Raw genomic sequence first — 21,624 nt, 5'->3', positions numbered from 1 at the left:
TCATGTTCTCTCTGCTGGCCGACTACACAATCCAGAACGTGATGATCGGTGCCGCCCTGCTCGGCATTGTCTCGGGCGTTCTGGGCAGCTTTGCGGTGTTGCGCAAGCAATCGCTTCTGGGCGACACGCTCTCCCACGCCGCTCTGCCCGGCATCTGCATCGGCTTTCTGGTAGCTGGCACGCGCAGCCTTCCCGCCATTCTCATCGGCGCTTTGCTGACCGGGGCGCTGGCCGCGCTGATCGTGCTGGCCCTGACCCGCAGCACGCGGCTCAAGACCGATGCCAGCCTGGGGATCGCGCTGTCGATCTTTTTCGCACTCGGGATCGTGCTGCTCACGTTTATCCAGAACGCCGGTAGCGCCGCCCAGGGAGGGCTCGAATCCTTTCTCTTCGGACAAGCCGCAGCCATTCTGCGCTCGGATCTTTATTTCATGGGCGCCATTGCCCTGGTCGCGCTGGCGCTGGTCCTTTTGTTCTGGAAGGAATTCAAGCTCGTCACCTTCGATCCCGCCTATGCGCGCACGCTCGGCCTGCCGGTGCTGGCGCTCGAGGCGGCGTTGACAACGATGATTGCGCTTGCCGTCGTCGTGGGACTGCAAATGGTTGGCGTGGTGCTGATGGCGGCGATGATCATCGCCCCGGCAGTTGCCGCGCGCCAGTGGACCGACCGGCTGGGCGTGATGGTGGGACTCGCCGCCCTCTTCGGCATGGCCTCGGGACTGTTCGGGGCTCTGGTCAGCGCCACCGGACGCGGTCTGGCCACCGGTCCGCTGATCGTTCTCGCCATATCTGCGATCGTCGCACTGTCCCTGCTGTTTGCGCCCGGGCGCGGACTGATCTTTGCCGAGCTACGCCAGCGCGAGAACTCGCGGCAATTGCGCAGCCGGCGCGTGCTCTCGACGCTCTATCGCCTCGCCGCGGAGCATAACGACCCGGCCTATCCTGCCGAGCAGCGCATGCTCGACGCCTATCACGGGGCGGGAACCGCATCGGCGCTCAAGCGCCTGGAGGATCGCGGTCTGGTGACGGGCACACGCCACCACCCGGAGCCGACGCCCCATTGGGTGCTGACGCCCAAGGGCATTGCCGAGGCTGAGGCTGAACTCGCGCCCCGAGGAAACATTCAATGAACGCACTGCTTTCGGCCTTTTTCGACAGCCCGGATGCGATGATCATGCTCACCGGAGCGCTGGTCGGCATCGCCGCGTCACTCCTTGGCACGTTCCTGGCCCTGCGCGGCGCCTCGATGCTCTCGGACGCCATCTCCCATTCCATCGTTTTCGGCATCATCGTGGTCTGGATGCTGACCGGGCAGGCATCCGGCCCGGTGCAGATCATCGGCGCCGCGCTGACCGGGCTTTTGACGGTGTTCCTTACTGAACTGCTCACCGCCACGCGGCGCGTCAAGGCCGACGCGGCGATCGGGCTGGTGTTCCCGGCGCTGTTTTCCATCGGCGTGCTGCTCATCAACCTTTTTGCCCGCGACGTCCATATCGACGAGCACACGGTGCTTCTGGGCGAGATCGGCTTCGTCTGGCTCGATACCTATGAGATCGGCGGCTATCTCGTGCCGCAGGCCGTGGTGTGGATGGGCGTTATGGCGCTGGTCAACCTCGCCTTCGTCACGGTGCTTTTCAAGGAACTCAAGCTTGCGACCTTCGACGCGGCGCTGGCCCGGGCCCTGGGCTTCGCGCCGGCGCTACTGTCATACGGGCTCCTGGCGCTGCTCAGCGGCACGGCTGTCGCTGCGTTCGATTCCGTCGGCGCGATTCTGTTCATCGCCTTCGTCATCGTCCCGCCTTCGGCGGCTTATCTGCTTACCGACCGGCTTTCAGTGATGCTGGTCATCGGGGTGGCGGTCTCGATCGTCTCGGCAATCGCCGGGTATTGGCTGGCCGTATGGTTCAACGTTTCCATCGGCGGCATGATGGCGGTGATGACCGGGGTGTGCTTCACGCTCGCCCTGGCATTTGGCCCGCGCTACGGCATGCTGGCGCAATGGGCGCGCCAGCGGGCGCGGCTGGGCGAGAATGCGGCCCGGACGCTTGCCGTGCATCTCTTCAACCACGAAGACGATCCACAGGCGAGCGAGGAAAACGTCACGGCGGCTCTGCGCGAACATCTGCACTGGTCGGCGGCCAAATCGCGCGACGTTCTCGCCAGGAGCCTTGCCGAAGGGCTGGTGACGCGAGCGGGCGAGCGGCTCATCCTGACCGACAAAGGCCGGCAAGCCGCCCGCGACGTGCTCGAGCCATGGGCGCGCGGTGACCGGGCAATCAAGGCCTGAGCTGGAGCAGATCCTTGTAGAGCTCCAGCGCCTCGGGGTTGGCGAGTGCCGTGGTGTTCCTGACAGGGCGCCCGTGGATGGTATCGCGCACCGCCACTTCGGAAATCTTCCCCGACCGGGTGCGGGGAATGGCGGCAACCGCGATGATTTTGGCCGGCACGTGCCGCGGGCTGGCGCCCGAACGGATCCGGGAGCGGATATTGGCTTCAAGCTCTGGAGTCAGCTCGCCCTCACGCAATTTGACGAACAGGATGATACGCTGATCCCCATCGATATCCTGGCCCACAGCTATGGCTTCTTCGACTTCGGGCACCGTTTCCACCTGCCGATAAATCTCGGCGGTACCGATCCGCACGCCGCCCGGATTGAGCGTGGTGTCGGACCGACCGTGGATGATGAATCCGCCGGACGGGCGTTTTTCGACGAAATCTCCATGCGCCCATACGCCCGGAAAGAGTGAGAAATAGGCCTCCGCATAGCGCGAACCGTCTGGATCACCCCAGAACATGACCGGCATGGAAAGATGGGCGTTGCGGCATACCATTTCGCCCGGCACGCCGGAAACGGGGTTACCGGCATCATTGAGCGTATCGACCTCCAGGCCCAGCAAGACGCACTGCAACTCGCCGCGCCGCACCGCAAGCAGAGGATTGCCGCCCAAAAAACACGCGCAGATATCGGTGCCCCCCGAGATCGAGGCCAGGTGTACGTCAGCTTTCCAGTCGCGATAGATGTAGTCGAAGCTTGTGGGGATGAGCGGCGAGCCCGTGGACAGGATGAGCTTCAAATTCTGGAACCTGTGGCTCTCTTTGGGCTTCAGCCCGGCCTTGAGGCAGGCATCGATATACTTGGCGCTGGTTCCGAAAATAGCGATTTCTTCGGCAGCGATAAGATCGATGAGCCGGTCGGGGTTGGGATGGAAGGGATTGCCGTCATAGGTGACCAGCGTTGCGCCCAAAGCCAGGCCGGTGACCTGCCAATTCCACATCATCCACCCGCAGGTGGTGAAATAGAAGAACTTCTCGCCCGCCCGGATATCGCAATGGAGCACAAGTTCCTTTTTGTGCTGGAGCAGCAGACCGGCGGCTGAATGGGTGATGCATTTGGGCTTGCCGGTGGTGCCGGAAGAAAAAAGGATGGCAAGAGGGGCTTTGAACCCCATGCGGCGAAAGGCGATCTCGGTTGGAGTGAACGGGGATAGCCAGGCCTTGAGGGGGACGCAAGCGAGATCGGCAAGCACGTGGGGCACCGCATCGCCGACGATGACGATCCGTGAGAGGTCCGTGCCCTCGGCAACGGCCCGGATCGAGGGCTCCACGTCTATGATCTTGCCTGCGTAAGAGTAACCCGGCACGGCGATAAGGATTTTCGGCGCGATCTGACACAGCCGGTCACTGGCGCCGGCCGGGCCGAAATCGGGCGAACAGGACGACCAGATGGCACCGATCGAAGATGTCGCCAGATAGGCGATGATCGCTTCGAGATCATTGGTGACGATGGCTGCCACCCGGTCGCCCTCGCCGACCCCTTCCGCCGATAGCGCCTGCGCGAAGCGCGATACCTGATCGTAGAGTTGCCGCCAGCTCAACGTCCGGCGCGTGCCGTCGTCGCGATGGGCGATGATGGCGAGGCCATCGTCGCGGCGGCGCAGCAGGTTCTCCGCATAGTTCAGTCTTGCATCGGGGAAGAACTGCGCATCACGGATATCCTCGCCCGGAACGAACGAACGCCCGCCTTTTTCGCCCACGATGTCGAGATGCTCCCAGAGCGCGGAGTAGAACGTCTCCGGCTCCCTGACCGACCATGCGTGCAGCGCCGCATAGTCATCGGGCTCGGCGCCATGAAGATGCGCCGTTGCCTCGGCGAAGCGCCAGAGGGCCGAAGCGCGTTTGCGCGCCTCATCGGCCTGCCAGAGAATACCTCCGATTTCCATCATTGACGCTCCACGCACATGGCGACGCCCATGCCTCCGCCGATGCACAGCGTCGCCACGCCGCACCGCGCATCCCGCCGCGCCATTTCGTGCAGCAGCGTCACCAGCACCCGCGCGCCCGACGCTCCAATGGGATGGCCCAAAGCGATCGCACCGCCATTGACGTTGACCTTCTCCGGGTCGACCCCCAACTGATCGACGACCGCGAGGCTTTGTGCGGCAAATGCTTCGTTGGCCTCCCAAAGGTCCACCTCCCCGGCGCTCCATCCGGCCTTTTCCAGCGCTCGGCGCGAGGCCGGTACCGGCCCAAGGCCCATTACGTTGGGATCGAGCCCCGCCGTCGCCCAACTCGCGATCCGCGCCATGGGGGACTTTCCGCTTTCGGCGAGAGCTGCTTCCGACATCAACACCAACGCTGCCGCGCCATCATTGATGCCCGAGGAATTGCCGGCGGTGACCGTTCCCTCCTTTTCAAAGGCGGGACGGAGCCTGCCCATACTTTCAAGATTGGCATCGTGGCGAATGAACTCGTCTTCGGTCACGACAGTTTCACCTCTGCGCCCGCTAACGGTGACCGGCACGATCTCATCGGCGAACCGCCCGGCCCGCTGCGCAGCCGAAGCGCGTTGCTGAGACCGGAGCGCGAACTGGTCTTGCTCTTCGCGGGTGAGCCCGCATTGGCGCGCGACGTTTTCAGCGGTGACACCCATAGCCATCTTGCCGAAGGTGTCGGTCAACCCGTCAGTCAGGGCCGTATCGACAAAAGCTACCTCCCCGAGCCTGGCGCCCGAGCGCAGATGCGCCGCATGGGGCGCCCGGCTCATGGATTCCTGCCCGCCGGCCACCACAATTTCGGCATCCCCGAGCGCAATCTGCTGGGCAGCAAGAGCAACGGCACGCAGGCCAGAGCCGCAAACCTGATTGATGATGAAGGCCGTTGTCGCATCCGGCAGCCCTGCCAAACGGGCGGCTTGCCGTGCCGGATTCATGCCCGCGGCCGCCGTAAGCACCTGCCCCATAATCATCTCATTGACCCGCTCTGGCGCCACCCCAGCATCAGCCATGGCGGCGCTGACAGCAATGGCTCCCAATTGATGAGCGGCAAGGCTCGCAAGCGCGCCGTTGAGCGTTCCGATCGGCGTGCGGCGGCCGGCGACGATAAAAACGTCTTCTGCCATGGACATCCTCCTCCAAGATGACGAAGCAGATTGTACAGCTTGCGCTGGCGCGGCAACGAGACGTATTTCTACGTTATGGAACCCAACCGCCTAGTCTTCGCACTCGAAGAATTGCCTATCCCTCTGGTTTATGCGACGCATCGCATCATCAGGCAGACCAACGCCGCCTTTGCCGGCCTGTTCGGATACGGGCCCGAAGAACTCGCTGGGCGCAGCTTCACCATTCTCTACCCCGAGCTTGCCGATTTCGTGATGGTGGGCGACCTCTGGCGGGCCAACTTCGCCGGAGGCCACATCTATACCGACGAACGCATCATGCGCCGCCGGGACGGCACGCGGTTCTGGTGCCGGGTGCGAGGGCGATCGATGAGCGGAGCCGACCCGTTCTCGCGGGCGATCTACTGCTTCGATCCCCTGCCCCGCCCGGTCGAGACCGGCGAAGATGTGCTAACCCCGCGCCAGCGCCAGATCGTGACGCTCGCTTCCCAGGGCAAGACTAATGCCCAGATCGGCGGTGAGTTGGGACTTTCACCGCGCAGCGTAGAAACCCATCGATACCGCATGATGCGGCGGCTCGGCCTGCGCAACAGCGCCGAACTCATCGCCTGGTTCGCAGGGCTCAGCGGATCAGGATTGCCCGGAAATCATTGACGTTTGTGCCGGTTTGGCCGGTGATGAACAGATCGCCGATGGCCGAGAACGCCGTCCACGCATCGTGCCGGCAGAGCGCCTTTTTCGGATCGACGCCTGCGCCGCGCATGCGCGACAGACTCTGCCCATCCGCAAAGGCGCCAGCATTGTCCTCGGACCCGTCGATCCCATCGGTATCGGCGGCCAGGGCATGCACGCCCTCACACCCCTCGATGCCGCGCGCCAGCGAAAGCAGGAATTCCGTATTGCGGCCACCCCGTCCATACGGCCCTTCGGCGAGCGTCACCGTGGTTTCCCCGCCCGAGAGCATCACGACGGGCTTTTCGAACGGTTGATCGAAACCGGCCACCTCGCGCGCCATTGCAGCATGCATGCGGCCGATATCCCTGGCCTCGCCCTCGATGGCATCCGAGAGCACCACGGGCGTTATGCCCATGGATCGGGCAAGATCGGCGGCCGCATGCAGCGAGGTCCGGGCCGAGGCGATGATCACGGCGCTGTTGCGCGCAAGATCGGGATCATCGGGCTTTGGCGCAATGGCCGCGGGCGAGCCGAGATGGGCCATGACCTTCTCTGGAAGGCTCATCCTGTATTCGGCGATGATATCGAGGGCATCCTGCGGCGTCGTTCCGTCCGGGACCGTGGGTCCAGAAGCCACCATCGCCGGATCGTCGCCCGCCACGTCGGAAACCAGCAACGAAACCACCCGTGCCGGCGCAGCCGCCTTGGCCAGTCGGCCGCCCTTGATGCCCGAGATGTGCTTGCGCACGACATTCATCGATCCGATCGGCGCTCCCGAACGCAAAAGCGCGCGATTGACGGCGATCTCGTCTTCAAAACTCAGCTCACCTCCCGGCAACGGTAGCAGGGACGAGCCGCCGCCCGAGATCAGCGCGATCACCAGATCGTCCGGGGAGAGGCCCGACACCGCATCTAGCAAGGCGCGAGAGCCCGAAAGCCCTGCCTGATCGGGCACCGGATGGGCGGCCTGCACGACCCTGATGTTCCTGGTGGGCGTCACCTTGCCGTGACGGTCGATGACCACCCCCTCGAGTGGTCCATCCCAAAGGCTCTCGAGCGCTGCGGCCATGCGGCTCGCCGCCTTGCCGGCACCGACAACCACAGTGCGGCCTTTGGGCGGTTCGGGAAGATGGGAGGCGATCGCATCACGCGGATCGGCCGCCTTGACGGCGCAACGAAACAGAGCGGTCAGAAACGTCCGCGGATCGATATCCGTCATCAAACCCCCGAAATGCCGGTTTTATAGAGACTATCAGACTTGACCGCTTTTGCCACGTCACAAGAGCAAAAAGCCCCGATCACCGATCGGGTCAGCGAACGAGGATCGCCCGAAAATCGTTGACGTTGGTGTAGGTGGGGCCGGTCACCACCAGCCGGCCAGCCTGCCGGAAATAGTTATATGCGTCATTGCGGTCAAGAAAGGCCGCGGCATCGGAATTGCCCGCCGGCCCACGCGAAAGATCGAACCATGCGCCGGCATTGTTCTCGGTTCCGTCGATCCCGTCCGTATCACAGGCGATGGCGGCGACTTCGCGATGCGGCCGCAGCGCAAGATAGAGCGCCAGCAGGAATTCGGTGTTGCGTCCGCCCCGCCCGATGGCCTCCGGCCTGAGCGTCACCGTGGTTTCCCCGCCCGAGAGCAGCACGCATGGGGCGACGAATGGCGTTTGATACTGGATGATCGAGCGCACCATGCCCGCCATGGCAACGGCAACTTCGCGCGCTTCCCCCTCGATCGCATCGCCCAGGATGATGGGCGCAATCCCCATGCGCTCGGCCTCCCGGCTGGCCGCATCGAGCGACATACGAGGCGTTGCGATCATGTGCACAATGTTTTGCGGCGTCTCCTCGGACCTGCCGGCATTGTCGAAAAGCACCTTTTCGGCGTGCGGAGGAATCTCGATGCGGAAGCGGCGCAGGATGGCTCGGACCTCCTCGAGATCATTGTGGGCGATGATCGAGGGACCCGAGCCGATGGTCGCCGGATCGTCGCCGGGAACATCGGAAATGATGTAGGTGACGACTTTCGCGGGCGCCGCCACCAGTGCGAGCTTACCGCCCTTGACCGCCGAAAACGCCTTGCGCACCGCGTTCATCGCGCTGATGGGGGCACCCGAGCGCAACAATTGGCGGGTGATCTCCTGCTTGTCGGCGAGCGAGATACCATCGGCGGGCATCGTGAGCAGCGAGGACGCTCCGCCCGAGACCAGGACGACAACCAGATCGTCCGGCCCTGCGCCTCGCGCCAACTCGACGATCTCACGGGTGGCGGTCAGCCCGGCATCGTCCGGCACCGGATGGGCGGCTTCGACGATCCTGATATGCCCTGTGGGTACGGAATGGCCGTAGCGCGTGATGACAAGGCCCTCGCAAGGGCCCTGCCAGGCATCCTCGAACGCCTTGGCCATGCGGGCCGAAGCCTTGCCTGCGCCAAGCACGATGGTACGCCCTTTGGGACGCTCGGGCAGCAGGTTGTCGAATTTGCCGTCGGGCAGCGCGGCTTCCAGCGCTGCATCGAACAGCCTTTTGAGCACCTGCTCGGCATCAAGATTGTCAATCTCGTCCGCAGCAAGCATCGCCCGGCCCTCCCTTACTCCTCGAAGCGCCCCACCGCTCCGGCTTGCCGCCGGACGTTCTCCTCGTGGGGCGCGTCGTTACTCCATTCAGGCGATCTCGTGATCGGCCTGCATTTCCAGTGCCCGGATCAGGGCCGAATGATCCCAGGCACGCCCGCCATGAGCAGCGCAGGCGCTGAACAATTGTTGGCAGAGCGCAGTGGCCGGCAGCGAAATATCGAGCTTGCGGGCGGAATCGAGGGCGTTGTTGAGGTCTTTCTGGTGCAGTTCGATGCGAAAACCGGGATCGAATGTGCGCTTGACCATACGTTCGCCGTGGACTTCGAGGATGCGCGAAGACGCAAATCCACCCATCAGGGCCTCGCGGACCCTTGCTGGATCGGCACCGGCCTTGGAGGCAAAGACCAGTGCTTCGGCCACTGCCTCGATGGTGAGACCGACGACGATCTGGTTGGCGATCTTTGCTGTTTGCCCATCCCCCACTTCGCCGACGCGGGTGATGTTTTTGCCCATCAGCTTAAAGAGCGGCAGCACCGCATCGAAATCGGACTGCGTCCCGCCGACCATGATCGAAAGCGAGGCCTGCTGGGCGCCGACCTCGCCGCCCGAAACCGGCGCATCGAGATAGCCGCATCCCTTTTCGGCGACCTTGGCTGCAAACTCCTTGGTGGCGATCGGGGAAATCGAGCTCATATCCACCACGATCTTACCGGCAGACAAGCCCTCGAAAAGACCGCCGTCGCCGAACAGAACGGCCTGGACATGGGGGGTATCCGGGACCATGACGATGATGACATCGCTCTTTTCGGCGACGGCGCGGGAGGACTCGCCAGCCTGAGCCCCCTTTTCGGACAGCACCTGAGGAACCTTGACCCGGTCGTAAACGAACAGCGTATGGCCGGCATCGAGCAGATGGCCGGCCATCGGCGTTCCCATAATTCCGGTTCCGATGAATCCGATGTTCATGATTCACTCCTTCTTGCCGTCCGAGCGCGTGATGAGGGTGTAAGTTGCCGGCCGCGACGCGGCGACCGAAAAAAGGTGAGGCGCCCCGGCGATCAGCCGGGACACCTGGGGAGGAACGGTTATTCCGCGCGAGCGGTAGCTTCGGCTTCCGCTTCAGCACCGCGACGGATCAGCGACATCTCATTGCCCGCCTGGAAACAGGTGAAGCCTTCACGCTCGGCGCGCCAGCGCAGAGGACCGCAGACCTGCAGGCCATTGGACGTGGCCGCATCAAAGACACGGTCGACGATCGACTCATACTCGGGAGTGCCCTCGGCATAGCCCGAGAAGTTGCCAAGATCGCCACTGGCGATCATCAACGCATCGAGCCCTTCGACTTCGGCGATGTCGTAGACCTCTTCGACGCCTTCCATCGTTTCGATCATTGCGATCACGACGATGTTGTCGTTGAAGGTTGCGCGGTAACCGCCCTCGACGTCCTCATACATACTCCAGCGCTGCCCGCCGCCCTGGCTGTGACGACCCACTGGTGGGAATTTGACCCAGGACACCGCCTCGCGGGCTTCGTCGGCGGAATCGATAGTCGGATAAACGATTACCATTGCGCCCGAATCCAGGGCATGCTGGGCTTCACGTTCGTCGGTATAGGCTAGGCGGATGCCGTGAGCGGCTTCTGCGTCCGGGCAGGAGGCGAACATGCGCGCCACCGATTCCCAGCTCGTCGCTTGGTGCTGCATCTCGACCCAGGTGAAGTCGTAGCCAGCATTGGCGGCGGCACAATATGTCCGCGGATCGGTAGCATCGATGGTGACCCCGACGAGATCTTCGCCCGCTGTGATCTTCTGCTTGGCGGTGTTCCAGACGGGAACCTCACCTTCGATGACATCGCGCGGGCCGTACTCCCATTCGGACGCGAGGAATTCGCTCTCCTGAGCCAAGGCACCGCCTGCCACCGTGCAGGCCATGAGCGCCGATACTGCCGCCTTTGTAAAAATACCCATTTCTCTCTCCCTTCTTCCTTTTCAGGAATTCTGATAACGACCTAAAACTTTTCGATATCAGCAATATAGTCAAATACAAACTGACGTTATTTCGTAGTATAAATTGATGATTTATATTATACTATCATATCAAGTTCTGATTAATCGATGAGATTGCTGAAGAACTCACGCTCGCGTTTTTCGAGTTGCGGCACGATGCGGCCGGAAATAATCCGCTCGAAATGCGGAGTACGCCTGTGGGCATCGGCGGCCGGCTCGTCGACATAGACCTCACAAAGCAGGAACTGGTTGGGATGCTCGTTCGATTCCCAGACCTGATAGCTGATGCAGCCTGGCTCGGATTTGTCGATCTCTTGCGCCATCTCCTTGAGATCGGCCAGCACCTGGTCGCGGTGCCCATCCTTTATGAAGTAGCGAGCGGTCATCAAAATCATCTGGTCACTCCCTTAGTGCGATTATTCGATTGCCACTCCCAAAAATAATTGTCAAAGTATATTTGTTTTATACTATCGTGGTATCATAATACTAATTGTTTTTCTGTTGACCTTTACTATCATTTCTTCAAGACTTGTTTACAGCCCGCTCCCGGCACGGCCGTCGGTGAGGTGGAGGCATCGTTTTTTTGGAGGAGTGCAGAGATGAATTATTTCCGGTTGTTCCGCGGGGCTGCTCTGGTTGGCATCGCAGGCTTTGCCTTTGCGGCAGGCTCGGCCCAGGCCCAGACTGTCTGGCGCATCAACGTGTCCATGCCCCAGGACGGTCACCACGGCATCGCCATCGATACGTTCGCTGAGGAAGTCGAGCGCCTGACTGAAGGCCGCTACCAGATCGAGACCTTTTATGCGGGCTCGCTGGGTGGCGAACGCGAATCCATCGAAGGCGTCCAGCTCGGCACGCTCGAACTGACCTTCACCTCGACGGGCCCTGTACCCAACTTCGTGCCCGAGCTCTCGATCCTCGACATTCCGTTCCTGTTCCGCGACTACGAACATGCCCGCGGCGTGCTCGACAGCGAGATCGGCGACGAACTGCTTACGCGTTTCGAAGCGCATGGCATCAAGGGGTTGGCCTGGGCCGATAATGGCTTCCGCCATATGACCAACGACGTCCGGCCGATCGAGGCGCCCGACGACCTCAACGGTCTCAAGCTCAGGACCATGGAAAGCCCGGTCCATATCGCCGCCTATCGCGAGTTCGGCATCCTACCCACCCCGATGCCTTTCCCGGAAGTCTTCGCGGCCCTGCAGCAGGGCGTTGTCGACGGGCAGGAAAACCCGCTTTCGGTGATTGAATCGAATAATTTCGATGAGGTTCAGCAGTACCTTTCCATGACGGGGCACGTGTTCTCGCCTTGTGTTTTCCTCATGAACCTCGATCTCTGGAACAGCCTGTCGGAAGAGGATCAGGCCCACTTCGTCGCAGCGGCTCAGGCCGGCGCGGCGGCCAACCGCGAGCGCGTGGATGCCGACGAAGCCACTGCCATCGAATCCATGCGCGCCGACGGCATGGAGATCATCGAGGATCTCGACCGCGAGGCGTTCATGGAAGCTCTGGCCACCGTCAACGCCCAGTTCGAAGAAGAATTCGGCGCCGAGGAAGTTCAGGCCATCCGCGATTGGCAGCCCTGATCGGCACCAGCCTCCGCATTGAAATAGGCGGGCGTCCACGGACGCCCGCATGTGTCCGGCTCACATCTTAAGGACGGTGCTTATGCAACCGGTCGTTTCCGCGTTCCTGGCAGTCGACAGGGCGCTCAACAGGATCATCGCGGTGATCGCTGTGCTTGCGCTCGCGACAGCCGCTTGCCTAGGACTGCTTCAGGTGGTTTCACGCTTTGCCCTGAAAATCCCGCTCGAATGGACAGAGGTCACCATTCGCATCGCGCTCGCCTGGATGGTGTTCGTCGGTGCCGCGCTGGTGTTCCGCGCCGGCGCAATGATCGCCGTCGATATGGTGCGGCATATGGTGCCTCAGCGCTTCAAGCGCCTCCATGATGGCTTCATCACTCTGGTTACGCTGGGCTTTCTCGGGTTGCTCGGTTACTGGGGCTACATCTACGCCAATCGAAGCGCCACCCAGACCCTTTTGGGACTCGATTTCATCTCGGTTTACTGGGCCTACATCTCGATTCCCATCGGATGCCTGTGCTCAGCCATCGCCGTAATCGCCCGATTCATCGAACACGAGCCGGTTTCTGACGAAGAGCAGGAACTCGAGCTGGTCCAGTAAGGTAATTTCGCTATGGCTGTCGTTATGCTCGGAGTGATGCTCCTGGGCTTCATCCTCTCGATTCCAGTGGCGGTCTCGATCGGCGTGGCCAGTGCGGTCGGACTGGTGATCACCAATACCAACCTGCTGATCCTGCCCAAGGAAATCTATACAGCGATCGATAAATTCCCGCTCGCGGCGATCCCGTTCTTCATTCTCGCCGGCACCATCATGGAACGCGGCGGGATTTCCCTTCGGCTGGTCAATTTCGCAAAGTCGCTGGTGGGCGGCATGCAGGGCGGTCTTGCCGCCACTTGTGTTTTGACCTGCATGATGTTCGCCGCGGTCTCGGGCTCATCCATCGCCACAACTTTCGCTATCGGCGCCATCCTGATTCCCGCTCTGGTCCGCGAAGGCTATCCACGGCCCTATGCTGCGGCGCTGCAGGCAAGTTCGGCCGAGTTGGGAATCATCATCCCGCCTTCCATTCCACTCATCCTCTATGGCGTTTCGACCGAAACCTCGATTGGCGAGTTGTTCGTAGGCGGCATCGGGCCGGGCATCTTCGTGGGCGTCATGATGATTATCGCGGTGCTGATCCACGCGCGCATGAACCGCTTCGGCAAGGTGGCCAAGGAAAACCGGCTTCCGGTTCTGCGCGCCGCGCTCGAGGCATTGCCGGCCCTCGCCCTGCCCGTAGTGATCCTGGGCGGAATCTATTCGGGCATCACCACCCCCACGGAAGCTTCCGTGATTGCCGTCTTTGCCGCCCTGATCATCGGCATGTTCATCTACCGCGAGATCGGCATAAAGGACCTCTATCCGATCTTTTACAAATCGGTGGTCTCGACGGTGATGATCATGATCATCATCGCCTGCGCCGGGCTCTTCTCCTATCTCATTACACGAGCCGGCGTTCCCAACGCCATCGGCAACTATCTGAGCACCACGCTCAGCGATCCGATCCTGTTCCTGCTCGCCGTCAATGTCGTGCTGCTCTTGATCGGCATGTTCGTGGAAACCAACTCCTCGATCCTGGTGCTCTCGCCCATTCTGGTTCCGGTCGCTGTGTCCATGGGCATCGATCCGGTTCATTTCGGGCTGATCATGACGGTCAACCTCGCCATCGGCATGGTGACCCCGCCGCTCGGCGTCAACGTTTATGCGGCTTGCACGGTGGGCAATGTGGCGTTCGAGAAGGTGGTGCCCAGGCTGCTGCCGTTCCTGGGGATAATGGTTCTCAACCTACTGGTGGTCACCTATGTGCCGGAGATCACCCTCTTCCTGCGCGATCTGTTCTACAGCCGGTAACAACCGATCGCAGCAGAAGGGGCCTCCCCATCCGGAGGCCCCTTTTTGCTGTCTTGCCCGTAAACAAAAAGGGGAAGCCAGAACAGTGGCTTCCCCTTTTACGTGTTCAGCTCGCGCCTCAATTGTCGAGAGGCTGGCCCGTTCCTTCGAGGTCGAGCGGCAGGGAAATAACCACCGGCTCGTCGGCCAGGCCGAACCTGGCATTCTCGATGCTCTCGCGGATTACCTCCGACATCGCCTGGCCAGCCCCATTGGGATTGCCGTCGCGGATTTCGGCAAGCACCAGTGCGTGCCGGTTGATCGAGCGCTTGAAGCGCTCGTCATTGTCGATAGGCGCGCTGATGGCGAACGCGTTGAGGATGCAGGCCTCGATGATCGAGGAAAATGTCTGCATGAACGGATTGCCCGAGGCGATCAGCACCTCCTGGTGAAACACCAGATCGGGCTCGGCATAGGTCTTGCGCGTGTGGTGCGGCTTGTCCATCAGATTGAGCGCATATTGCATGCGCTCGATGTTGAGCGGGGTCCGCCGCAATGCAGCCTGCGCCGCCGCAGCCGGCTCGAGCGCCTGACGCACTTCGAAGATCTTGCGCAAAAAGCCGTTATCGACGCCAAGCTCGATGCGCCAGCTCAGAACCTGGGGATCATAGAGGTTCCAGTAGCTCTCATTGAGCACCCGCGTTCCGATCTTGGTTTTGGAGACGAGCAGCCCCTTGGCCGCCAAGGTCTTGATCGCTTCGCGCAGAGCCGTCCGCGACACCGTATACTGGTCGATGAGGTCACCCTCGGGGGGCAGGAGCGAGCCGGGCGGATATTCGCCGCGCAGGATTCGCATCGCAATATCCCGGGTGATCAGCGCGTGCGCCGATTTGATCGGTCCGTGCAGCAATCTGGGCAGCACGGCCACGTCCTCGGAATGAATATCCTTATGCATTACCATCATCATTCTCCTCCAATCATGATGCGGCAAGTCGGTGGAACCGGCGGCTCCCCGATTGTCTACTCCCTCGCGGCCAGGACATCTGCCCAGCCCCGTTCCCGGCCTCCTCTCGTTTAAAGCTGATGGTGCAAGCGGCTTATGAGTGCCGCGATCAAGCCGATTGGCCCGCCGATTGCCAGAAACCTGGATCGGTTTTGCATCGTTTGTATGCCGGACGAACACTGTGCCCATCGATACACAGAACGGTCAACTGCTGCCGGATTAATAGTATTAAACCCGACAACGATTTGTCCGACTTTGCGGCGCGACCGGAAATCCTTGCAAAACCGCATGATCACTAAATAACTGGCATATGTTCCAGCTGACGCACACGCTGTGGCGAAGCGTCACATGCGCTCGATAGTTCCGGCCACCTCGTCGATGAGCCGCGCTGCTTCGAGGATCTTCTTTTCGTCGAAACGCGGCTTGTCGGCTGCCGCGACCAGAACCTGGCGCAGATTGCCCATCGCGCGCCGGAGTGGCGCCGGATCGGCGCGATCCTTGGCTTCGGCCAAGACGGCGATCCGGGCGAGCGCGGCCCTAAGAGGCTCCTGATTGTCTGCCAGGTGAGCCCGACCCGCCTCGGTAATCGCAAAGCTCTTGCGCGCGCCCTCGGTCTCGACCTCTTCGATCAGACCGATTTCGAGCAGCAGAGAGAGGGTAGGATAGATCATGCCGGGGCTCGGCGCATAAACGCCGCCCGAGCGGGATTCAATTTCGCGGATCAGTTCATATCCATGCCGGTTCTGCTCGGCGATAAGATCGAGAACGACGAGCTGCAACTCGCTGGCGTCGAAAACCCGGCCACGCCGGCCGCCGCGAAACGATCCACCATGTTCTCTCCCGAAATGGCGGCCACGCGGCCCGAAATCACGTCCATGCATGCGGAACTCCTTTCAAGACACGTATAAGATATATCTTGATTGTGTCTTAAATTCAAGCCCGAGGTCAATCGCGGAGCTGACGCTGGGCCCAAAGCCGCTGCCGACGCGAGCGGATCTGCCGCGTGAATTCGCCCATGGTCCGCACAATCCAAGTGCCGTCCCGGTTCTCGAAATGGAACGGGCGTTCCGCGCCTACCACGAGATCCTCGGAGGCATAGTCGGCAAAAATCCGCACGAGCAACACCGGCTCCTCATGGTCGGCGAGATCGAGGCCATGCAAATCCCGATTGGCCTGTGCCACGCGATCGAGCAATTCAGAGAAATTGCCGATGGGCATATAGTCACCCGAACGCATAGGCCCCTGCCGCGTCCGCTGGCGCGGGTCAGGCGGCACCTCGTCGCCGTCGCGCAGCACCATATCGGTTACGAAGGTATCCCATTTGCCTGAACGCGACTCGAACCCCACTTGGATCGCTTCGATGTAGATGGGCTCACTGCTCATGTTCGAAATAAAGCACGCGGCGCTGAGATCGCGTCCCACCGCCTTGTTGATGACGATCTTGGGCTGAGTCTGGCGCCTGTACTGGCGCAGGAAAGTCCCCAGATAGACCAACCATACCAGCAGCATTCCGATATTGGCCGCTGCCGAGATGATGCTGCCATGAGTTGCCAGCCATTCAAGCACATCTTTCTCCATTTCGAGGGATGAAGCGGGCCGGAACAGGCCGGCCATCCCCAACGCGACCATGAAGGTAGAAGTTCGCGGGCCAACTTGCGTTAAAGCACTGGCTCTCCGAGGGGTTAGCCGGGCCGCAGTGTAACACACGTTATGGAAAACCCGCTCCCCGCGCACCTGAGATAAAGATGAAGATGAAGTCAAAGAAGCCTTTGTTCCCGCTGATTCTCTTTGACTGAAGCGCCGATTGAAGGCTCGCACGCCGATACACGCCGCCCCGACCGCCGGGAACTCCCCCTCCTGCCGCTGACTTGGGAGAGCATCACCACGGTCACGAAAAGGGGAACGCACGTGGACAAGGTACTGATCACCGGCGGATGTGGATTTATTGGCAGAGCGCTTACCGCGGAACTGCTCGATGCCGGCTACGACGTTCGCGTTTTCGATAGCCTCGTCGAGCAGGTGCATGAGGCCGGCGCCCCCGAACTGCCGGCCCAGGTCGAAGTTCAAACCGGCGACATGCGAGACGCCGCGGCGGTCAAAAAAGCGCTCGATGGCGTTAACGGCGTCTTTCATCTGGCGGCGGAAGTGGGTGTCGGCCAGTCGATGTACGAGATCACCCGTTATGTCGGCGCTAACGAGCTCGGAACGGCGGTGCTTCTCGAAGCCATGATCGACCGCCCGATCCGGCGCATCGTCGTTGCCTCTTCGATGAGCATCTACGGCGAGGGTCGCTATGTCGATGCCAGTGGCGCGTCCTATAACAACATCCGCCGCAAGGCCCGCGACATCGCTGCAGGGCAATGGGAGTTGCACGACGCCCAGGGCCTGCCTCTAAGGCCGATGGCCACCGACGAGGAAAAACAGCCTGACCTCGCCTCGATCTATGCCCTCAACAAATACGCCCAGGAACGCGCCAGCCTGATCTTTGGCGACACCTACGAAACGGACGCTGTGGCCCTGCGCCTCTTCAACGTCTTCGGGCCGGGCCAGGCGCTCTCCAATCCCTATACGGGCGTTCTTGCCAATTTCGCTTCCCGCATTGCCAGCGGCGAGCGCCCGACGATTTTCGAGGATGGTCAGCAGCAACGCGATTTCGTCCACGTTCGCGACGTGGCGCGTGCCTTCCGCCTTGCATTCGAAAAACCCGAGGCGGCCGGTCATGCGATCAATATCGGCAGCGGGCAGGCCTATTCCATCGAGAGGGTGGCGCGGATACTCGCCGAAGCCATGGGCAAGCCCGATCTCCGCCCGGAGATCATGCGCAAGGCCCGTGCCGGCGACATTCGCAACTGTTTTGCCGACATCTCCAAGGCTCGCGAACTCCTCGGCTACCAGCCGCGCTACCGGTTGGAAGACACTGTGGGCGAACTTGCAGATTGGGTGGCCACACAGACCGTCATCGACCGCGGTGCCGAGATGCGCCGGCACCTGGAGCAAAGAGGGCTCGTCAAATGAGCGAACCTCGATCCGCTTCCCGCGCGAGCTCCGTCCCGACACCGCCGACGATTGGACGCAAAAGGCCAATCCTCGTGATCGGCGGATCGGGATTCATCGGTTCGAACCTGGCCCACAGCTTTCTTGGCGATGGTGTTGACGTCATCGTGCTCGACAATCTCAGCCGCCCCAATGTCGAGGCCAATCTCGCCTGGCTGGGCGAAGAACACGGCACACGTCTGCAGCCCTATATCGCCGATATCCGGGATAATGCTGCAATCTCCGATGCGTTTGCCGATGCCAAGGCGGTCTTTCATTTCGCCGCACAGACGGCGGTGACGACGAGCCTGGCCGATCCGGTCGAGGATTTCGACATCAACCTGCGCGGCACGTTCAACGTGCTGGAAGCGGTGCGCAGGACCGGCAGGAAAATGCCGGTGATCTTTGCCAGCACCAACAAGGTCTATGGCGCTCTGGAAGACGTCGAGATGGTCGAACTCGACGATCGGTACATACCCGCCGACGAAAAACTGCGCGCATACGGAATCGCCGAAGACCGCCCCCTTGATTTCTGCACTCCCTATGGGTGCTCCAAGGGGGCTGCGGACCAGTACGTGCTCGACTACGCCAAGAGCTTTTCCATACCCACTGCCGTCCTGCGCATGAGCTGTATCTATGGTCCACGCCAGTTCGGCACCGAGGACCAGGGCTGGGTCGCCCATTTCCTGATCCGCGCTCTCCAGGGCCAGCCGCTCACGGTCTATGGCGACGGCAAGCAGGTGCGCGACGTCCTTCATGTCGATGATGCGATTTCGGCGTATCGCACCGTTCTCGCCAATATCGATCACGCGTCGGGCCGCGTCTACAATCTGGGTGGAGGGCCGCACAATGCGGTGAGCCTCAAGCTCGTTCTGCGTGAGACCGCGCGGATCGTGGGCCGCGACCTTGCAGTCGACCATCAGGATTGGCGTCCGGGGGATCAGCTCTACTTCGTCGCCGACACCCGCAAGCTCGAAATCGAACTCGGTTGGAAGGCTCGCGTCGCTTGGCGCGACGGTCTCAGATCCCTCGCGCTCTGGCTCGTTTCCGAGCGCATGTCGAAATCAGAAAGTCCCGAACAATTGAGGAGCGTTAAATGAAAGTCGCTCTGGTCAATCCATATTGGACCTATGAAGGCAGCATCTATTTCGGGTGCCGCGCCCCCCACCTTCCGCTCGAATTCGGCTATGCCAAGGCCATGCTCGAAGCGGCCGGGCACGAGGTCCTGCTGCTCGACGGCCGGCTGCAGGATCGCGGCAATCAAAGGCTTGCCGAGGATGTCGCGCAATTCGGCGCCGAAATGACGGTGGTCAGCACCGCTCCCACCTATCTCTTCTGGCGCTGCGCGCCTCCCGAATTGCGCGTGCCGCGCGATTTCCTCGATTCCCTTGGCGGACGCGGCGGATTGACGGTCGCTGTCGGTCCCCATGGCAGCGCCACCCCGGAAGCCACGCTTTCCAAACTGGGCTGCGACCTGGTCATCCGCGGCGAATGCGAGGAAACCATTACCCGTCTGGCAGGCGCCGAGGATTGGAAAAATGTTGATGGCATTGCCTATTTCGAGGGCGGCATTGTCATAGCGAACGGCGCCGCCCAGGCGAGCCCTTTCGTCGATCATCCGCCGCTGAGCTGGCCAGCCGAATGGCTCGCAGCCCACGATCATCACCATCACCGGTTCGATGATGACCGCAAGGGCTATGGTGCCGAGGTCGAGGCTTCGCGCGGCTGCCCATACAATTGCAGCTTCTGCGCCAAAATCGACTATCGCGACGCCTATCGCCGCCGCAAGCTCGAACATGTCATCGCCGAGATCGACGCGCTGATCGCCCAGGGCGTGGGTTACATTTACTTCATCGACGAAATCTTCCTGCCGCAGAAGCCGCTGCTCGAAGCACTTGTCGAACGGGATATCCAGTTCGGCGTCCAGACGCGGATCGACCTCTGGAAGCCCGAAATGCTCGAACTGCTCGGCAAGGCGGGATGCGTTTCGATCGAGGCAGGACTTGAAAGCCTTACCGTCGAAGGCCGCGAAATGCTTGCAAAGCGCTGCAAGCTCGGCACAGAGGAATTGGCGGAACTTCTGATCAAGGCCCGCAAGCACGTGCCTTTCGTTCAGGCCAATCTGATCGGCGTCGTCGAGGACGATCCCGCGCTCGTCACCTATTGGCGCACATATCTGCAGGACCACGGCGTTTGGGCCAATGAGCCGGTCCCGCTCTATCCCTATCCCAGCTCGCCCGACTATCGGCGCCTCTGGGGTGAACCCGACAACCAGGCGTGGGAACGCGCCCATGAGCATTACCTCAAATCCTTTGCCGCATTCAGCGACATTCAGGATCAGCAGCCACTGCCTTTGCGTAAGCTGGAGGCAGCATGTTGCAGCGCTTAAGGAGCGGCCCCAAACGGGTGCTCATGACCGTCGATGCCGTCGGAGGGGTCTGGCGCTACGCCATGGACCTGGCACGCCAGCTCAAGGCCACGGGAACGGAGTTCCTTTTCCTCGGCCTGGGGCCGGAGCCCGGCCCTGCGCAAAGGGACGAGGCCGAGGCGCTGGGCGAGTTGGTATGGCTCGACGCGCTCCCTGATTGGCTCGCGGACGATCCGTCGGCCTTCGAAAGCCTGCCCCGCACCATCGAGGCCCTGGCTTGCGATGTGGATCTCGTCCACCTCAACGCCCCCACTCACGCGGCCGGGCTTAGGACCGCTCTGCCTGTGGTGGTTGCCGCTCATTCCTGCGTGCCCACTTGGTTCGCCGCCGTGAAAAATGACGATTGTCCGCAAAGCTGGTCGTGGCAGAAGGATCTCAATCGCGCCGGGCTGGACGCGGCCGATGCCGTGATCGCCCCGTCCCATAGCCACGCCCGCGCAATGGGCGAGATTTATGGCCCGCTCCCTCAGCTTTCGGTGATCTATAATGGCTCATCGGGCGAAAGGCTGACGCCGAGCGCAAAACGCGACGGCGTCCTGGCTGCCGGCCGCTGGTGGGACGAGGGCAAAAATGCCGCCGCTCTCGATGCAGCCGCATCGCTTTTTGATCGAGACATTGCTGCCGCGGGAGCCTGCAAAGGCCCTAATGGTGCGCAGTGGAGCTTTGCCAATATCCGCCATTTGGGATCTTTGTCCGCATCTGAAATGGCCGAGTGGCTAGCCGGAACGGCTATCGTCGTTTCCCCTTCCATCTACGAACCTTTCGGACTGGTGCCTCTCGAAGGTGCCCGGGCAGGAGCTGCCTTGGTGCTCGCTGACATATCCACCTATCGCGAGCTTTGGGACGGCGCTGCACTCTTTGCCGATCCGCGCAATCCCGACGCTTTTGCTGCCGCCATCAGCCGCCTAAGCGCTGACGTGTCTCTGCACACCGATTTGGCCGCCAAGGCGCAAGCGCGCTCGGAGGTCTATTCGCTCGAGGCGCAGGCCAATGCCGTCCATGCGCTCTATCGCAGTCTCGTCCAACAGACAGTTCATTGAGAGGAAGGG

The 21,624-nt window shown here is 61.6% G+C and carries 19 protein-coding genes and 1 pseudogene; 10 read left to right on the top strand and 10 right to left on the bottom strand.

The features are described from left to right. The first annotated feature begins 2 nt into the window (after positions 1-2). Positions 3-1,130 (top strand): metal ABC transporter permease, encoded by a 1,128-nt coding sequence (locus NO934_RS12395; RefSeq protein WP_309160276.1) that lies wholly within the window; start codon positions 3-5, stop codon positions 1,128-1,130. Continuing rightward, positions 1,127-2,287 (top strand): metal ABC transporter permease, encoded by a 1,161-nt coding sequence (locus tag NO934_RS12390; protein ID WP_309160275.1) that lies wholly within the window; start codon positions 1,127-1,129, stop codon positions 2,285-2,287. The genes NO934_RS12395 and NO934_RS12390 overlap by 4 nt, the downstream gene beginning before the upstream one ends. Here the strand turns inward: NO934_RS12390 and NO934_RS12385 are convergent. Together NO934_RS12385 and NO934_RS12380 are read right to left on the bottom strand one after the other, a co-directional pair. Continuing rightward, on the bottom strand, positions 2,277-4,223 hold the full coding sequence (locus NO934_RS12385) for an acetoacetate--CoA ligase (RefSeq protein ID WP_309160274.1): 1,947 nt from the start codon (positions 4,221-4,223) through the stop codon (positions 2,277-2,279). The two genes, NO934_RS12390 and NO934_RS12385, sit on opposite strands and share 11 nt — an antisense overlap. Continuing rightward, on the bottom strand, positions 4,220-5,404 hold the full coding sequence (locus NO934_RS12380; protein ID WP_309160273.1) for an acetyl-CoA C-acetyltransferase: 1,185 nt from the start codon (positions 5,402-5,404) through the stop codon (positions 4,220-4,222). Before NO934_RS12380 ends, NO934_RS12385 begins: the two co-directional genes overlap by 4 nt. A gap of 24 nt (positions 5,405-5,428) precedes the next feature. Between NO934_RS12380 and NO934_RS12375 the strand changes: the two genes are divergently transcribed. Continuing rightward, a complete protein-coding gene (locus NO934_RS12375; protein WP_309160272.1) occupies positions 5,429-6,049 on the top strand; it encodes a LuxR C-terminal-related transcriptional regulator in 621 nt (206 codons plus the stop codon). On the opposite strand, the gene NO934_RS12370 is transcribed toward NO934_RS12375, so the two are convergent. The 5 genes from NO934_RS12370 to NO934_RS12350 all read right to left on the bottom strand — a co-directional run bounded on the left by NO934_RS12370 (position 6,018) and on the right by NO934_RS12350 (position 11,047). Further along, on the bottom strand, positions 6,018-7,289 hold the full coding sequence (locus tag NO934_RS12370) for a glycerate kinase (RefSeq protein ID WP_309160271.1): 1,272 nt from the start codon (positions 7,287-7,289) through the stop codon (positions 6,018-6,020). The two genes, NO934_RS12375 and NO934_RS12370, sit on opposite strands and share 32 nt — an antisense overlap. Positions 7,290-7,380: 91 nt before the next feature. Continuing rightward, the gene (locus NO934_RS12365; RefSeq protein WP_309160270.1) at positions 7,381-8,646 is read right to left on the bottom strand and encodes a glycerate kinase; all 1,266 of its coding nucleotides are present in this window, start codon (positions 8,644-8,646) and stop codon (positions 7,381-7,383) included. A gap of 87 nt (positions 8,647-8,733) precedes the next feature. Further along, positions 8,734-9,612 carry a 2-hydroxy-3-oxopropionate reductase gene (locus tag NO934_RS12360; protein ID WP_309160269.1) on the bottom strand — a complete coding sequence of 293 codons (879 nt, stop codon included), beginning with the start codon at positions 9,610-9,612 and terminating at the stop codon, positions 8,734-8,736. A gap of 119 nt (positions 9,613-9,731) precedes the next feature. Continuing rightward, positions 9,732-10,613 (bottom strand): aldolase/citrate lyase family protein, encoded by an 882-nt coding sequence (locus NO934_RS12355; protein WP_309160268.1) that lies wholly within the window; start codon positions 10,611-10,613, stop codon positions 9,732-9,734. A gap of 140 nt (positions 10,614-10,753) precedes the next feature. Continuing rightward, on the bottom strand, positions 10,754-11,047 hold the full coding sequence (locus NO934_RS12350; protein WP_309160267.1) for a putative quinol monooxygenase: 294 nt from the start codon (positions 11,045-11,047) through the stop codon (positions 10,754-10,756). Between the two features lie 204 nt (positions 11,048-11,251). Here NO934_RS12350 and NO934_RS12345 point away from each other — a divergent pair, with 204 nt between their 5' ends. The 3 genes from NO934_RS12345 (at position 11,252) to NO934_RS12335 (ending at position 14,132) form a co-directional block, all read left to right on the top strand. Continuing rightward, positions 11,252-12,241 carry a TRAP transporter substrate-binding protein gene (locus tag NO934_RS12345; protein ID WP_309160266.1) on the top strand — a complete coding sequence of 330 codons (990 nt, stop codon included), beginning with the start codon at positions 11,252-11,254 and terminating at the stop codon, positions 12,239-12,241. 82 nt (positions 12,242-12,323) lie between these two features. After that, a complete protein-coding gene (locus tag NO934_RS12340) occupies positions 12,324-12,842 on the top strand; it encodes a TRAP transporter small permease (RefSeq protein WP_309160265.1) in 519 nt (172 codons plus the stop codon). A 12-nt stretch (positions 12,843-12,854) separates the two neighbouring features. Beyond that, positions 12,855-14,132: a TRAP transporter large permease gene (locus NO934_RS12335; RefSeq protein WP_309160264.1), complete on the top strand. Its 1,278-nt coding sequence runs from the start codon at positions 12,855-12,857 to the stop codon at positions 14,130-14,132. 118 nt (positions 14,133-14,250) lie between these two features. Here the strand turns inward: NO934_RS12335 and NO934_RS12330 are convergent, their stop codons facing one another. The 3 genes from NO934_RS12330 to NO934_RS12320 all read right to left on the bottom strand — a co-directional run bounded on the left by NO934_RS12330 (position 14,251) and on the right by NO934_RS12320 (position 16,680). Then, positions 14,251-15,072 (bottom strand): FadR/GntR family transcriptional regulator, encoded by an 822-nt coding sequence (locus tag NO934_RS12330; RefSeq protein WP_309160263.1) that lies wholly within the window; start codon positions 15,070-15,072, stop codon positions 14,251-14,253. Between the two features lie 386 nt (positions 15,073-15,458). Next, complete coding sequence (locus tag NO934_RS12325; RefSeq protein ID WP_309160262.1) at positions 15,459-15,995, bottom strand: PadR family transcriptional regulator; 537 nt, start codon at positions 15,993-15,995, stop codon at positions 15,459-15,461. A 64-nt stretch (positions 15,996-16,059) separates the two neighbouring features. Continuing rightward, positions 16,060-16,680, bottom strand: coding sequence for a hypothetical protein (locus NO934_RS12320; RefSeq protein ID WP_309160261.1), 621 nt, complete (start codon positions 16,678-16,680; stop codon positions 16,060-16,062). A gap of 342 nt (positions 16,681-17,022) precedes the next feature. Between NO934_RS12320 and NO934_RS12315 the strand changes: the two genes are divergently transcribed. The 4 genes and pseudogenes from NO934_RS12315 (at position 17,023) to NO934_RS12300 (ending at position 21,615) form a co-directional block, all read left to right on the top strand. Further along, positions 17,023-18,129 carry an SDR family NAD(P)-dependent oxidoreductase gene (locus NO934_RS12315; RefSeq protein ID WP_309160260.1) on the top strand — a complete coding sequence of 369 codons (1,107 nt, stop codon included), beginning with the start codon at positions 17,023-17,025 and terminating at the stop codon, positions 18,127-18,129. Next, a pseudogene (locus NO934_RS12310) lies at positions 18,039-19,247 on the top strand (NAD-dependent epimerase/dehydratase family protein); the annotation flags it as partial. The gene NO934_RS12315 and the pseudogene NO934_RS12310, both read left to right, overlap by 91 nt. After that, entirely contained in the window at positions 19,244-20,536 is a 1,293-nt protein-coding gene (locus tag NO934_RS12305) for a TIGR04295 family B12-binding domain-containing radical SAM protein (RefSeq protein WP_309160259.1), read from the top strand. The pseudogene NO934_RS12310 and the gene NO934_RS12305, both read left to right, overlap by 4 nt. Next, a complete protein-coding gene (locus tag NO934_RS12300) occupies positions 20,521-21,615 on the top strand; it encodes a glycosyltransferase family 4 protein (RefSeq protein WP_309160258.1) in 1,095 nt (364 codons plus the stop codon). The genes NO934_RS12305 and NO934_RS12300 overlap by 16 nt, the downstream gene beginning before the upstream one ends. Positions 21,616-21,624: the final 9 nt, after the last annotated feature.

The organism is Pelagibacterium sp. H642, from assembly GCF_031202855.1.
Taxonomy (GTDB): Bacteria; Pseudomonadota; Alphaproteobacteria; order Rhizobiales; family Devosiaceae; genus Pelagibacterium.
Note: the sequence above shows the minus strand (reverse complement) of the source record. Positions and strands in the feature narration are given on the sequence as shown.